This is a genomic window from Opitutia bacterium, assembly GCA_016217545.1.
Taxonomy (GTDB): domain Bacteria; phylum Verrucomicrobiota; class Verrucomicrobiia; order Opitutales; family Opitutaceae; genus Didemnitutus.
On sequence record JACRHT010000011.1, the window covers coordinates 241,077 to 255,173 of the forward strand.

A 14,097-nucleotide genomic window follows, 5' to 3' on the forward strand; every position below is an offset into this window, starting at 1 on the left:
CGGCTACTTCTTGGTCGCTGCGAGAAACGCCTCCATCGCCTCGCGCGTGATAACGTGCGCGGCCGCGCAGCGCGGGCATTGCACGTGGATCGACTCCTGTTCGCCGAAGAGTTCCTCGAGCCCGCCGCGCACGGCCGGCGCCAGCGCGCCCATGATTTTCTGCTGCGTGCAACCGCAGTGCCAGCGATACGCCCGGCGCTCGATGCGCGAGACCGTCTCGGTCTGCGCCAACGTCTTCACGGCCGCCGTGTCGACCTGCTTGAGCCACGCCTCGTCGCAATCCGGGTGCGAGACCAGCATCGCGAACTGGTCCTCGCCGAGGTCGAAGTAGCGCGCGATGCGTTGCTCGCTCGTCGCGTAGTAGTGCTCCGCCGCCTGAAACAGGTCTGCGCCCTCGAAGTTCACGACGCTGCGCCGCTTCTCCGCGCCACGCCGCGGCATCAGGTCGGAATAGAAAACGTTCTTCTCCGCCTCGCGGACATTCTCCGTGAAAATGCGGCCCGCCACGGTGCAGTCCTCATTGTCGCCGGTGAGAAACAGATTCAGCCGCGGATCCTGCAACCCGATCGTCCACGCCAGATGCTCGAAGCGCGGCCGCGACGCGCAATGCAGCGCGAAGGCCGCCAGCGCCTGCTTGAACCGCCGATCGTGCTCCGGCGCGGGCTTCAGGTGGTTGTCCGCGAGGTGCAGGTAGTAATCCACGAACAGCGGGCTCAAGTCGCCGCGCGTGATCAGCACATTGCGATGCCGCACGAACTCGGTGATGATTTCAGCGCCGTTGACCGGCTCGGGTGTGGATTCGGACATGCCGCGGAGTGTAACCGTCGCGCCATAAAGGCAAGTGGTCGAATTTTCGGTAACTTCGCCGGCCCTTCGAATGTTATAGGCCGCATGCTCCGCGCGCTCGCCCTTCTCCTCGTCACGACCTCATCGCTGCTCGCCGCTCCGGTGGGCGGCCCCCGCCTGCCGGGCGATGATGCCCCGAAGCCGCAGCTCCTGCTGCTCGGCAGCTTTCACTTCAAGGACGCCGGCCTCGACGGCTACAAGCCGAAGCACTCGTTCGGCGCGCTCGCTCCGGCTCGACAAAAGGAAATCGCCGACGTGGTCGCGCGCCTCGCCGCCTTTCGCCCCACTCACGTCGCGCTCGAGATCGGCGCCGAAGACAGCGCGTCGATCAACGACCGCTACACGAAGTTCCTCGCCGGCGAGTTCTCCATCGCCGATCGCGAGAACGAAATCTACCAGCTCGGCTTTCGTCTCGGCCAGGCCGCCGGACTCAAGCAGCTCGACTGCGTCGACGCCCAGGGCCGCGCCTACGCCGAACTCCCGGAGAAGATCGAGGACTTCCGCGCCTACGCCGCGCGCCACGGCGAGGAGGCGTTGTTCGATTCGCCCTGGGAAAAGAAATTCGCCGCGCTCTACGCCGCCGACGACGAGGCCAAGACGCAAAGACCCCTGCGCGAGACGCTCCTCTATCAAAACTCCGAATCCCGCCTCATGCTCGGACACGGGCACTACCTCACCGGCATGTTCCGCGCCGGCGCGGGCGACAACTACTGGGGCGCCGACAACCTCGTCGCCTACTGGTATGGCCGGAATCTCCGCATCTTCGCCAACCTCCTGAAACTCGCCGCCCGCCCCGAAGACCGCATCGTCCTCATCATCGGCGCGGGTCACGTGCCGATCCTCCGGCACGCCGCGCTCGCCTCACCCGAAGTGGAGCTCGTCGAGGTGAGCGCCGTCCTCGGCGAGCAGCGCTGATTCGCGTCCCTCGGCCCGCGCCAGCACGCGCTCCAAGCACCGCCGCAAAGCCGCGCGCTGCGCCGGCGCCGCCTCGAGCCGCTCCGCCGGTCGCCGCACAACCAAGGCGTCGCCCGCGCGCACGAGCAGTCCCCAACGCGGCGGCACCTCGGCCTCGGCAAAAATATCCGGCTCCACCACGAGCCACAGGAAGTCCGCGCAACGATAGCGCGTCATCCGCGAGAACTTCGTGCCCTCGCGCACGCGGCGTTGCAGCGTCACCAGCTCGCGCCGCACGCGCGCGTAGGTGCGGTGCTCGACGCGGCTGAAGTCGCACGTGTCGAACTCCGGCCACAGCGCATCGCCTTGCCGGCACTCCGGCCGGTGCACCGCGAGCATCGCCTCGAGCGCCGCCCGCCGCTCCTCGAGCGCGACGGCGGCCGTGCGCGTGTGCGTCTCGTCATGCGCGTCCTTCAACAGGTCCGGGCGCGACTGCTTGCACTCGAACACCGCCACGCCGCCTGCGTCCGCCGACTCCAGCGCCGCCACGTCCGCGCGGAAGCCGCTGCGCGGCACGCGCACCTCGCATGCCGCCTGCGCGAAACCGTTCGCCCGCGCCCAGGCGAGCGTGAGGATTTTCAGGCGGGCGTGGGATTCCGTTTCTCCGCGAGACACGGGGCGCTTTGTAGGAGCGCACGGCGACCGCCGGAAGCCAAATTCCGCCGCGCGTCTACCGCGCGGGAAAACGCTTCGCGAGGAACTCGTCGAGGGCTTGGTAGATCTTCACGCGGGCATCCTCATCCTCGATGCCGTGGCCTTCCCGCTCCGGCGCGTAGCGCACGAAGTCCTTTTTCGCCGCCCGCAGGGCGCGCACGAAATCGGCCGACTGCGCGTAGGGAATGAGCGGATCGTTGTCGCCGTAGACGATGAACATCGGGGCGCGAATCCGTCCGACGTCGTAGAGCGGCGAGACGGCATCGAGGGCGGCCTTGTCCTTCTCGGGATCGCCGACTCGGCGCGACCACAAGGTGAACGCGTAGGCGAACCGGGGATCGTCGCGAAAATAGGCGATCTGCCGCGCCATGTCGGACGGACCGAACATCGACACGCCGACCTTGAAGAGTTCGGGCTCCCGCGTCAGCGCGCGGAACACGGCGTAGCCGCCATAGCTCGCGCCCATGATTCCCAATCGAGCCGGATCGGCAACGCCGCGCGCCATGGCCCACTGCGCGGCGTCCGTGAGATCGTCCTGCATCTTGTGGCCGTATTCGCCGACGGCGAGTTCGTCGAACGCGTGGCCGTAACCGCCCGAGCCGCGGTAGTTCACCTGCAACACCGCGTAGCCGCGAGTCGCGAGGAACTGGACCTCGGGATTGAATTCGAAGTGGTCGCGGATGCCGTGGGGCCCGCCGTGCACCAGCAGGAAGAACGGCAGCTTCTTCGTGCTGTCGGCGCCGGGCGGGAGCGTGAGATAACCGGCGAGCTTCACGCCATCGCGCGCTTGGATCGTGACCGGCTGGCTTTCCGCCAGCTTCCAATCGTTCAGCCAGGGACCGCGATAAAACACCGCGGTGAGATCGCCGGTTTGCTGGTCGAAGAGATAGTAGCGACCGGGCTCGCGAGTCGACTTACTCTCGATCAGCAGGCGCCGACGCGAGCGATCCCAGGAACTGACGACGTTCACGAATTCTCCCAACGCGTCGTCGATCACGGGCTGCAGTTTCGCGAAGCCCGCGTCGAAGTAGTGCACCTTCGTGCGCCCATCGGGCACGAGCATCGCATGCAGGCCCGCGTCCAGGGGCGAGCTGATCGAATCGCCGAGATCGACGGCCGCGTTCTCGAACACCGGCCCGGAAATCGCACGCGTCGCGCGGTCGTAGCGCCAGACCGCCGCGCGATCGCCGCCTTGCCGCGCGCGGAATAGAAACGACGTCCCGCCGTCCTCCACTCCGATGAGCGCGAACGCCTCGGTGAGGCGGGCCCGGATATCCAAGATGAGCTCCGGCTTGCCGTCGTCGTCGATCCAGTAGACGTGCAGCTGCGGCATCTGCGCGCGGTCTTTCCAGCGGAAACTCTCGTCGAACGCCGCGCGATCGAGGCTCAACGCCACACGCGGCTTGCCGCGCCGATCGCAGAGCCAGTTGAACGTCATCTCGGGATCGGGCACCACGGTGGTGATCTGGCCGGTGCGCGTGTTCACGCGGTAAAGCCCGACCTCGCGATGCCGATCCTTGCGCCAGTAGGAAAGGCGGTCGGGCGAGAAATCCAGGGCGAGCGTCTGAGCCATCAGCACCTCGTCCGGCTGATCGATCAACGGATGCACCACCTGCGCGCCCACGAGCAACCACGCCGGCTCGAGCCGCTCGAGGCGCCCCGGCGGCGCCTGGATTTGCACGCGGTCGGAGCCGTCGGCGTTGAGAGCCATGAGCGCGGGGCCGTTGTCCCAGTAGCGCACGAGCAAGCGCTCGTCGCCGACCCAGTCGAAATTGCGCATCCACGCCGACGGATCGTTCACGAGGATTTTGGTCTTCTTCGTTTCGAGATCGAACACGCCCAGAATCGTGCGGCGGTCGTGCTTCTCGTGCTCGTAGGGAATGATGCTGGCGAGGTAGCGGCCGTTCGGGGACAGCTTCATCTCGTTGTGCCGGTAGAGGCGGAACAGCTGCTCCGCCGGCACCGGTGCCATTTTCTTCTCGGCGGCCTGCGCGCAGCCCCACGCGCCAGCAACCGCCACCAAGGCAATCAGGATTCGCTTCATCAGGAATGTGTGGCTCCTGAAAAAAGAGATTCGCGCAAAACCACGCAAGCGCCCATGCGCCGGCCACGCCCACCTCAAGCGCACATCAGGAAATCGCGACCTTCGTGCCGGCCGGTGGCGGTCAACTGCGTGCGGATGTAGTCGCGCGCGCCGCGCGTGCCGACGTAGCCGAGCACGAAATTCTGTTCGCGCGGCGGCAGATCGGCCGGCGCGATGACGGGCACGCCGCCCACCTTCTTGCCGGTCTTCTTCGCATCGATGTCGATGTAGCCGGCAATCTTCACGCCGTGCTCCGCGAGGTGCGCGGCCCGCTGCCGCGTCGGTCGGCCCGCGCCCCAAATCCAGATCGTGCGCGGCAGCTCGATCTCGCGCTTCAACCATTCCGCGAGCCAGAACGCCTTGAGTTTGTAGAACGCCTCCGGCGAGTAACGCGGGTCGGTGCGCGACGCGCGCTCCGGCAAATCGTGCCACGTGAGCAGCGTGTCGGGCAGCTTCGCCATCCTCACGTTCACGTCCATCCAGCGCAGCCACAGCTCGTAATCTTCCGGAAAATCGCCGTCGCGGTAGTTGCCGTGGTCGTCGACCAGATGCCGGCGAAACATCACGCTCGGATGCGCGAAGGGCGACTCGACGAAACGGTTCAGCGTGATCTCCTCGCTCGTGAGCAGCGAGTTTACCCACTCGACGTGCAGCGCGTAACCGGCCGCCTTCACGGGATCGCCGCCAAACTCGACGCACGAGCCAACGACGCCGACATCGGGATTGGTCTGGAGAAAAGCGACCTGTTTCGCCAGCCGCTCGGGCAGCATCTCGTCGTCGGCATCCATGCGCGCGATGAACTCGCCCGCCGCGGCCGCGATGCCGGCGTTCAACGCGCCCGCGATGCCGGCCTTGGTGCGCAGCACGCGGATGCGCGGGTCGAGCTGCGCCATTTCGATCAGAATGAAGCGCGTGGCGTCCTTCGAGCCGTCGTCGAGCGCGACGAGTTCCCAATCGCGGAAGGTCTGACCTTGGATGCTCGCCACCGCGCGCGCCACCGTGGCGGCGGCGTTGCGAGCGGGCATCACGACTGAGACGAGGGGCATGGCGCGAAGTTAGATAATTTGCCGCACCAAGCGCCAGCTTTCACGCGTAAGCCGAAAGGAGGAAGCAGCGGCAACGCGGTCGGAATCACCCCGGCGGCCGGAACCATCGCCGCGAAGGTGGAGCGCGTTGACCCCAACGCGCTCATGAATTCTCGCTCGCGAACAGCGCGTTGAGGTCAACGCGCTCCACCGCGATTGCCCGACTCCGGCCTCGGGCGGGCGTGGCGATCCAGTTGGAACGGCGAAATTGGCGCGCCGTGCCGGACCATCACTTCACCGTGCGGTCGGGCGCGATCACACCCTTCGACTGGAGCTTCTTCACCTTCGGCTTGATCACGAAGGAGCAGTAGCCGGCGTGCGGGTTGTTTTTGAAATAGTCCTGATGGTAGTCCTCGGCCTCGTAGAACTTTCCGAGCGGCGCGATCTCGGTGACGATCGGGTCGTCGAAATCCTTTTGCGCGGCTTTCTTGCCCGCCTCGGCCGCGGCCTTCTGCGCGTCGTTGGCGTAGAAGATCGCCGAGCGATACTGCGTGCCTTCGTCGGCGCCCTGGCGGTTGAGCGTCGTCGGGTCGTGCGACTCGAAGAAAATCTCGAGCAGACGGGCGTAGCTGACGACCGCCGGATCGAACTCGATGCGCGTCGCCTCGGCGTGGCCGGTGTCGCCCTCGCACACCTGCTTGTAGGTCGGATTTGCGACGTGGCCGCCGGTGTAGCCGCTGGTGACCTTCTTCACGCCGGGCACGTGCTCGAACACGGCCTCGGTGCACCAGAAGCAGCCCGAGGCGAAGACGGCGGTTTCAGTCTGGCCGGCGGGAGCGGCCGCGGAGGAGGAATTCGTGGTCATGAGAAAAGCGACCGCGAGCGCGGTCAGGAACGTGGAAAGGCGATTCATGTTGAAAGGGAGAGGCGCGAGCGCCCCGCCCTATTCCTTACGCGTCACATGGCGCGTTGGATGAGTTCGACTTCGTAGCCCTCGGGAGCGTCGATGAAGGCGATCACGGACCCGCTACCGGTCTTCGTCGGGCCGTCGCTCAGTGTGTAGCCCTTTTTCTTCAGCTCTGCCTCGAACGCCGCCAAGTCGGCGACCTCGAACGCGAGGTGCATGAGGTCGGGTTGCACCTGCACGCTGGGCGCGCCGGGCGGCATCTGGCAGATCTCGATTTCCTCGTCGCTGTTCGGCGTGGCGAGGAAGACCAGCTGCGCCCCGCGCGGCGAGGTGTGGCGGCGCGTGGCCCTCAGGCCGAGTGCGTCTTCGTAGAATTTCACGGTGCGCTCGATGTCGTTCACGCGCATCCGGGTGTGGAGAAGCTTTTGGACTGCCATGGGCCGCGGAACGTAGGCGCGCCCCGCCCAAACGCAAACGCGCTCTCGCCCGGCGCTTCGTTCACTTCTTTTCCGGCTCGGTCGAGGCGGGCGCCGACTTCGGCTTCGCCTCGCGCTCGCTCCGCCGCCGCGCGTCCCAGCTGAGCTGCGCGATCGCATCGAACGGCAGCGCCTCGGCTCGATTCGTCTCCGCGCGATAGAGAAACACGAACCGCGAGGTCGTGCCCAGCAGCGTGGCTTCGAACGGCGCCGCCTGCGCGACCGCGTCGTTCTTGAACTGCACCGTCACGCGCGGGAAATCGCCCTCGCGGGCCCGATTCGCCTGCCACGTGGAATACAGCAAGGTGAACAACACCGCATACGTCCCGATGAACAGCACTTGAGCCGAAGGCACCATCCTGCGCGCCTTTTCGCGGGAAGCCGCGAGTTTCACCGGGTCCTTCCGCCACCGCGGCCAGCGCCGGAAAAACCAGCCCGCCGCGCGCAGCGAGCTCCACATGTAACCCCAATAGAAAACCAGCCCCAGGGAGGCCATCGCGACCGTGAGCGGCTCACGCACCACCACCATGAGGAAATCCGCCGCGTCGCTGAACTCGAGGACGTTGAGCTTGAAGCGCCGGAAGAACAGGAACTGGTAAAGCAGTCCGACCACCGACAGCAGCAGATAGACCACGGAGAGGACGAGGCCGGGATTGTCCCGCAGCCAATCCGGCACGCGCAGGCGCGGTTTCCAGATTTCCCAATCCGGGGCGGTGGACGTCAGCTCATTTTCCGAGGGAGTGGGATTCACGACGCGCGAAACTGGGTCGGGCATTTCCCGAGTCAACGCCGCACCCGCCCGCGCTCACCGCTTGCACCGCGCCAAGTGCCGCGCAATCCTGCCCGCGCCGCATGTCTTTGACCTTTTCCGACATCTGCGCCGCCCGCGCCCGCATCGCTCCGCACGTGAAACTCACGCCGGTCCTCGCCAACGACGCGCTCGATGCCGCCGCGGGCGCATCCCTGTTCTTCAAGTGCGAGAACCTGCAGGCGATGGGCGCGTTCAAGGCGCGCGGCGCCGCCAACGCCGTCTTCGCACTCTCCACCGCCGAAGCCGCCCACGGCGTCGTGACGCACAGCTCGGGCAACCACGGCGCGGCCGTGGCCCGCGCGGCGAAATTGCGCGGCATCCCCGGCTTCATCGTCATGCCGCACAACGCGCCGCAGACGAAAATCCGCAACGTCGAGAGCTACGGCGGCCGCATCGTTTTCTGCGAACCCAACCTCACCGCGCGCGAAGCCGCCTGCACGCGCATCGCCGCCGAGACCGGCGCCGTGCTCGTGCATCCGTTCGACGACTACGCGGTGATGGCCGGCCAGGGCACCGCCACGCTCGAACTGCTCGAACAAGCCGGCGCGCTCGACCTCGTGCTGTGTCCCGTCGGCGGCGGCGGACTTCTCTGCGGCACCGCGGTCGCCGCCAAGGGCGCGCAACCCGGCATCCGCGTGGTCGGCGTCGAGCCCGCCGCGGCCGACGACGTCGCGCAATCCTTCCGCGCCAAGAAACCGATCAGCATCGCGCACGCGGACACGATCGCCGATGGCCTGCGCACCAACGTCACCGGTCAGCGCAACCTCCCGCTCATTCTGCAACACGTCGACGACATCGTGACCGTTTCCGAGGACGCCATCGTCACCGCGATGCGCACGCTCTGGGAAAACCTCAAGATCGTCATCGAGCCGTCCTGCGCCGTGCCGTTCGCCGCGATCCAATCCGGCCGCCTCGACGTCCGCGGCCAGCGCGTCGGCCTCATTCTCACCGGCGGCAACGTCGACCTCGAAAAACTTCCCTGGCTGAAAACCTAGCTGCGATTCACCACGAAGAGCACGAAGCTCACGAAGCGTTCTATCGCACCGATGATCACGCGCCCGAAATCCATGTTTTACTCTTCTTCCTTCGTGACCTTCGTGGTTCCAATCCTCCCCGGCCCGCATTCGCGATGAGTTCCGTCTTCCCCTCGCGCCCCTCCAGCTCGCTCGAGCAACTCTCGACGCCCTGCCTCGTCCTCGAACGCGGCAAACTCGCGCGCAATCTCGCGCACATGGCCGCGACCGCCGCGATCAAGGGCGTGCGCTTCCGTCCACACCTCAAGACGGCGAAGAGCGCCGACATCGGCCACCTCGCCGCGCCGCCTCCCGCGGGTGCGATCACGGTCTCGACGCTGCGCGAAGCCGAATACTTCGCCTACCACGGCTGGCGCGACATCTTCTACGCCGTCGGCCTCGGTCCCGGAAAACTGTCGCGCGCCGCGGCGCTCGCGCACGCTGGCGTGGACCTTGCGGTCATCGTGGACCACGTCGCCTCCGCGCGCGCGCTTCGCGAATGCGCGCAAGCCGAACGCGTGACCTTCCGCGCGTTGATCGAGATCGACAGCGGCGACCGGCGCGGCGGTGTGCCGCCGGAGAGCAACGAGCTGGTGCTCGTCGCGCAGGAACTCGGGCCGCTCTTCGCCGGAGTCGCGACGCACGGCGGGTTTTCCTACAACGAGCGCGACGCGGCCGGCTTCGCCCGCGTGGCGGCACTCGAAGCCGACGCGCTGCGCACCGCCGCCGCGCGCCTGCATGCTGCCGGTTTTCCCTGCGCCATGCTCAGCCTCGGCTCAAGCCCGACCGCCATCGCCGCCGCCGACCTCACCGGCATCACCGAGCTGCGCGCGGGCGTCTACATGTTTTGGGACTGCTACCAAGCCGGCATCGGCGCGTGCCGCTACGACGACATCGCGCTCAGCGTGCTCACGGAAGTGATCGGCCGCCCGGCGCATCGGCCCAACGAGTTCCTGATCGATGCCGGTTCGTTCGCGCTCTCGAAGGACACCGCGACCGCCGCGCTGTCGTCGGAGAAGAATGCCGGCTACGGTTTCGTGTGCGACCTCGACGGACAGTTGCTCTCCGGCCTGCGCGTGCAGCGCACCTGGCAGGAACACGGCCTCGTCGTCAGCGACCATCCGCTCGCGCCCGAGGCATTTCCGATCGGCACACGCCTGCGTATCCTGCCGAACCACGCCTGCCCGACCGCCGCCGCGCACGACCGCTACTTCGTCGTCAACGGCAGCCGCGACCTCGTCGCCGAGTGGCCGCGCGTGAACGGTTGGTGAGCCGCACGCGCTGCACTTCCACCCAAGCGCGAGGTCTGCACGGGTCTGATTCCCGGTCGCCGACTTCCTGTCATAGCCAGAAACGCGAGATTGACGTGCGCCGCCGCGCCCGTAGTTCTCGTGAACCTTAAATGATGCAGGTCCGCTCCAACGTCTCGCTGATGCTTACGCCGTGGTATGCCACGTCGAAAGCTATTACGCGAACACTCACGGGCGCCCTGTAACAGCATTTAGTCTCCAACCTAAATCCCCTTTCCAAATCACAGGCCGCCCAATCCAGGGCGGCCTTTTTGTTTTTCTCCCATGAACACCGCCACCGCTCCCGTCGTTACCCTGAACGCTGAAGCCCAGACTCCCGCCGCGCGCGTGCACCCGGGCTTCCCCCGCCTCTCGACTCGCCCGCAGGCGAACTCGGGCGGGCCGAATCACCACCTCTTCAACAACAACGGAACGTGGTTCATTCACTACACGCTGTTTCCGGATCCGTTCACCAAGCAGCGCATCCGTGCGTCGCTGAAGACCGCGAACCTGCACGAGGCCCGACAGCGTCGCGACGCGTTCTTCGCCCAATTACCGGGCGGTGACGTGATCTTGCGGATGTTCGCCGGCGCCTCAGCTGCCGCCTGAGTTTAGCCATAGGACGCCCCGCCGCGCGTTCGGTGCAGGACGCGCGGCGTGGAGCGTGGGCGTGCGCGAGCCTCCCGCGGCGCGGCGTCGCTCAGGGATTTTCCCGCACGAGCGGCGCCGGCTTCGGATACGTGCGCTTCAAAAACGCCTCCGGCACGGGCACGATGCAGATGTTCATCGCGTGGCCGTCGGCCGAGAGCATGGCCGACTCGATCTCGATGCGCGTCCCGTCGGGACTGAAGGTCGGGTGCACGTGATCGGCCGCGGTAGCCTTGTGGCCGGCGGAGAGGAGAATCATTTCGTCGTTCGTGCGATCGATGAGATAGAGGTTGCGCCCGAAATCGTCGCCCACTGCCCAGCGCCCGTCGGGCGAACCGTGCACGTGCCAGAGGCCGCTGCCGCGCTTGGTCTGGCCGGCAATGCGCATTTCGCGGGTGCGGAGATTCACGATGGCGAGACCGGTCGGGTGCTCGCGTGTGCCGGACGGTCCCCAGGCGTCGTTCGTGCCGGGGGCGCGGTGGCCCATCAGCGCGAAGGCCACTTCGTCCTTCGTGATCACCGCCTCGTGCGTGACCCAATCCCACGGCGCCTCGGGAAACAGCGGCCGCAGGCCCGTGCCGTCGCCGCGCACGGTCCACGTGCGTTGCGGGGATTTGCCGCCGGTCTCCCAGCAGAAAACGATTTCACCCGGCACCCAGGGATTCGTCTGCACGTGGCCGATCTGAAACGGCACCGCGACGAGGAACTGCAACGCGCCGGTCTTGAGGTCCATGCGGCCGAGCCCGGTCGGACCCGCGCCCATGTTGCGCGGGCCGAAGTTCGGCTCGATCTTCGCGTCGGGCGGCAGGTGTTTGGCGGCCTCCTCCTTGGCCACGCGAAAATACGCCACGTCCTCGGCGGCATCGATCGCGAGATCGCCACCCGCGCCCCACTCGAGCGGGATCGTGCCGCACACGCGCTCGTAGTCCGCCGCCTGCGTCACGCGGCCGGCCTCGCTGTCGGCGAAGAGCTTCGCGAGATCGACCTCGATGAGTTGCGACGGGCGCGCCGGACCGCGTTCGCCACGCGGACGCGCTTCGCCCTCGGCGCGACGCTCCGGCGGCGGCCGCACACCGCCTTCGGGACGGAAGAAATACATCTTCATCGCGTGCTGCGCGAGGCACAGCATCCCGATGTAGCCGCCTTCGGTGATCTGCACGATCGCACCGATCTCCTCGTTCACCGCCATCGCCTCCCCGCGCACCCGATTGGAGCGGAACACGACCCACTTGCTGTCCGCCGTCCATTGCCGGTGCGTCGGGTAGATCTTCGAATCACCGGCCGGCGTGCTCGTGAGGAACGTCAGCGGCACGCCCGTGACCGGATCGATCACCACCTTCTTCTCCGAGGGAAACCGATCGCCGATCTTCGCGTGCGCCACGACGGGCACGCAAAGCGACGCAACGATACTGGCCAACAGCACGAGAGCGCGAATCGTCATGGGACAAGGGGTTGGGGTTGCGCGAAGAATCCCGCGCCGCTCCGCCGCCCGCCACCGCAAATTCTCGCGAACGAACTGTCCGTCTCAGGAAATACTCCCGCGCGCCGTCACTTCGCGCGCCGCACTTCGACTTCCGGCAGGAACGCCGTGAGCAAGCCGATCAACGGAAACCACGCCGCGAGATCGAACACCCTCGCGATGCTCGTGTGGTCCGCGAGGCGCCCGAGCAGCGCCGAACCGATGCCGGCCGCGCCGAACGCCAGGCCGAAGAACAATCCGGCCACGAGGCCGACGTTGCCCGGCACGAGTTCCTGCGCGTAGACGAGGATCGCCGAAAACGCGGACGCGAGAATCAGGCCAATAAAGATCGTCAGCACGACCGTGCCCGCGAGTCCGACGTGCGGCAGCAGCAACGAGAACGGCGCCACGCCGAGGATCGAGATCCAGATCACGCGCTTGCGCCCGATGCGATCGCCCACCGGCCCGCCGATGATCGTGCCCGCCGCCACGGCAAACAGGAACACGAACAGGTAAACCTGCGACCACTGCACCGAGACGCCGAATTTTCCGATGAGGTAGAACGTGTAGTAGTTCGTCAGGCTGATCAGGTAGAAATATTTCGAGAAGATCAGCGCCACGAGGACGACGAGCGCCCACGCGACTTTGCCGCGACTCAGCTTCACCGGCTCGAAATCGCCGTGCGCGAGCGGCCGCGTCTTCAACCGGTGCATGTTGGCCTGATACCATTTGCCGATCCGCGCCAGCAGCGCGATGCCGCCCAGTGCCACGAGCGTGAACCACAGGATGTGCGCCTGACCGCGCGGGATGATGATCGCCGCGGCGAGCAGCGGCCCGAGTGAAGTCCCGAAATTGCCGCCGACCTGGAAAAGCGATTGGGCAAAACCGTGCCGCCCGCCCGACGCCATGCGCGCCACACGCGACGCTTCCGGGTGAAACACCGACGAACCCACGCCCATCATGCCCGCCGCGAGCACCATGAGCGGAAACGAATGCGCCTGCGACAGCACCGCCATGCCGCCGAGCGTGAAGCTCATGCCCACAGGCAGCGAAAACGGCTGGGGCCGCCGATCCGTGTAGTAGCCGACCACTGGCTGGAGCAGCGAGCCGGTCAGCTGGTAGGTCAGCGTGATGAGTCCGATCTGCGTGAACGTCAGGTGATACGAATCCTTCAGCAGCGGATAGATCGCCGGCAGCATCGCCTGGAACGTGTCGTTCAGCAGGTGCGCGACGCTCAGGGCGAACAGGACGTTCATCACCGTCGCGTGGGCAGCAGAAGAGGTCGGCGCGCTTTCCGTGGCGCGGGTCGGGCGTGGACTCATGCAACAGCCACTAGCCGCGAGCCGCCGGCCTGAGTCAAGGAGCCCGCCTGTTCTAGCTGCGTTGGGCCGGAGAAATTCCCGGGAAGCCCCGGCACGCGACGCCACTCACAGCGGCAGCGACATGTCGATGTTCCAAATGCCCGGCGGATGCTCGAACTCGGCGTGCGGCTGAAATCCCTCTCGCAAATAGAAGCGCACGGCGCGCGCGTTGCGCTTCTGGGTGCCGCCCATGAGGACGAGACGGTCGCAGCCCGCGGCACGCGCCATCTGGACCACCGCGGGAAACGCCGCGCCAGCGACGCCGCGATCCTGCCAATCGTCCGCGATGACCGGCGCCAGCGTCGCGGGTCGCGCGATATCCACCTCCTGGCGACGAGCCCGGTAGCGCGCCGCGTCTTCCTCGCGCCATCCGAGTTCGAGAATGAAATAGCCGACGATCCGCCCGCCCGGCGCCGTTGCCACGATGCGGCGCGCCTGCGTTTCCGGTTGGGCCGCGCACAGCCGGGCGGCCTCCACGGCATTGAGCGGATGCGGCCCGAAGAACGATCGCGTGACCGCTCCCAGTCCTTCAAGGAATCGCCCGAACTCCGCCGCATCGCCGGCGCGGAGC

General features: G+C 66.8%; 13 protein-coding genes and 1 pseudogene. 4 read left to right on the top strand and 10 right to left on the bottom strand.

All coding sequences use genetic code 11. From position 1 onward, the window contains the following. Positions 1–3: 3 nt before the first annotated feature. Entirely contained in the window at positions 4–807 is an 804-nt protein-coding gene (locus HZA32_06850) for an Hsp33 family molecular chaperone HslO (GenBank protein MBI5423789.1), read from the bottom strand. A gap of 84 nt (positions 808–891) precedes the next feature. Here HZA32_06850 and HZA32_06855 point away from each other — a divergent pair, with 84 nt between their 5' ends. Next, positions 892–1,761 (top strand): hypothetical protein, encoded by an 870-nt coding sequence (locus HZA32_06855; protein ID MBI5423790.1) that lies wholly within the window; start codon positions 892–894, stop codon positions 1,759–1,761. Here the strand turns inward: HZA32_06855 and HZA32_06860 are convergent. The 6 genes from HZA32_06860 to HZA32_06885 form a co-directional block, all read right to left on the bottom strand. Further along, positions 1,708–2,415: a hypothetical protein gene (locus HZA32_06860; GenBank protein ID MBI5423791.1), complete on the bottom strand. Its 708-nt coding sequence runs from the start codon at positions 2,413–2,415 to the stop codon at positions 1,708–1,710. The genes HZA32_06855 and HZA32_06860 overlap by 54 nt on opposite strands. Positions 2,416–2,470: 55 nt before the next feature. Beyond that, on the bottom strand, positions 2,471–4,498 hold the full coding sequence (locus HZA32_06865) for a S9 family peptidase (protein MBI5423792.1): 2,028 nt from the start codon (positions 4,496–4,498) through the stop codon (positions 2,471–2,473). 74 nt (positions 4,499–4,572) lie between these two features. Then, entirely contained in the window at positions 4,573–5,583 is a 1,011-nt protein-coding gene (locus HZA32_06870; protein ID MBI5423793.1) for a glycosyltransferase, read from the bottom strand. A gap of 268 nt (positions 5,584–5,851) precedes the next feature. Continuing rightward, complete coding sequence (gene msrA, locus HZA32_06875) at positions 5,852–6,475, bottom strand: peptide-methionine (S)-S-oxide reductase MsrA (GenBank protein ID MBI5423794.1); 624 nt, start codon at positions 6,473–6,475, stop codon at positions 5,852–5,854. Between the two features lie 44 nt (positions 6,476–6,519). Next, the gene (locus HZA32_06880) at positions 6,520–6,906 is read right to left on the bottom strand and encodes a VOC family protein (GenBank protein ID MBI5423795.1); all 387 of its coding nucleotides are present in this window, start codon (positions 6,904–6,906) and stop codon (positions 6,520–6,522) included. Positions 6,907–6,967: 61 nt separating this feature from the next. Next, the gene (locus HZA32_06885) at positions 6,968–7,696 is read right to left on the bottom strand and encodes a hypothetical protein (protein MBI5423796.1); all 729 of its coding nucleotides are present in this window, start codon (positions 7,694–7,696) and stop codon (positions 6,968–6,970) included. A gap of 101 nt (positions 7,697–7,797) precedes the next feature. On the opposite strand from HZA32_06885, the gene HZA32_06890 reads away from it, so the two are divergent. From HZA32_06890 to HZA32_06900, 3 genes and pseudogenes are all read left to right on the top strand, one after another. Continuing rightward, the gene (locus HZA32_06890; GenBank protein ID MBI5423797.1) at positions 7,798–8,751 is read left to right on the top strand and encodes a pyridoxal-phosphate dependent enzyme; all 954 of its coding nucleotides are present in this window, start codon (positions 7,798–7,800) and stop codon (positions 8,749–8,751) included. A gap of 134 nt (positions 8,752–8,885) precedes the next feature. Next, the gene (locus tag HZA32_06895) at positions 8,886–10,040 is read left to right on the top strand and encodes an alanine racemase (protein ID MBI5423798.1); all 1,155 of its coding nucleotides are present in this window, start codon (positions 8,886–8,888) and stop codon (positions 10,038–10,040) included. 366 nt (positions 10,041–10,406) lie between these two features. Then, positions 10,407–10,595, top strand: a pseudogene (locus tag HZA32_06900) (hypothetical protein). Positions 10,596–10,758: 163 nt separating this feature from the next. Here the strand turns inward: HZA32_06900 and HZA32_06905 are convergent. The 3 genes from HZA32_06905 to HZA32_06915 form a co-directional block, all read right to left on the bottom strand. Further along, positions 10,759–12,129, bottom strand: coding sequence for a hypothetical protein (locus HZA32_06905; GenBank protein MBI5423799.1), 1,371 nt, complete (start codon positions 12,127–12,129; stop codon positions 10,759–10,761). Positions 12,130–12,254: 125 nt separating this feature from the next. Beyond that, a complete protein-coding gene (locus tag HZA32_06910; GenBank protein MBI5423800.1) occupies positions 12,255–13,421 on the bottom strand; it encodes an MFS transporter in 1,167 nt (388 codons plus the stop codon). A 171-nt stretch (positions 13,422–13,592) separates the two neighbouring features. Further along, on the bottom strand, positions 13,593–14,003 hold the full coding sequence (locus HZA32_06915; protein ID MBI5423801.1) for a GNAT family N-acetyltransferase: 411 nt from the start codon (positions 14,001–14,003) through the stop codon (positions 13,593–13,595). Positions 14,004–14,097: the final 94 nt, after the last annotated feature.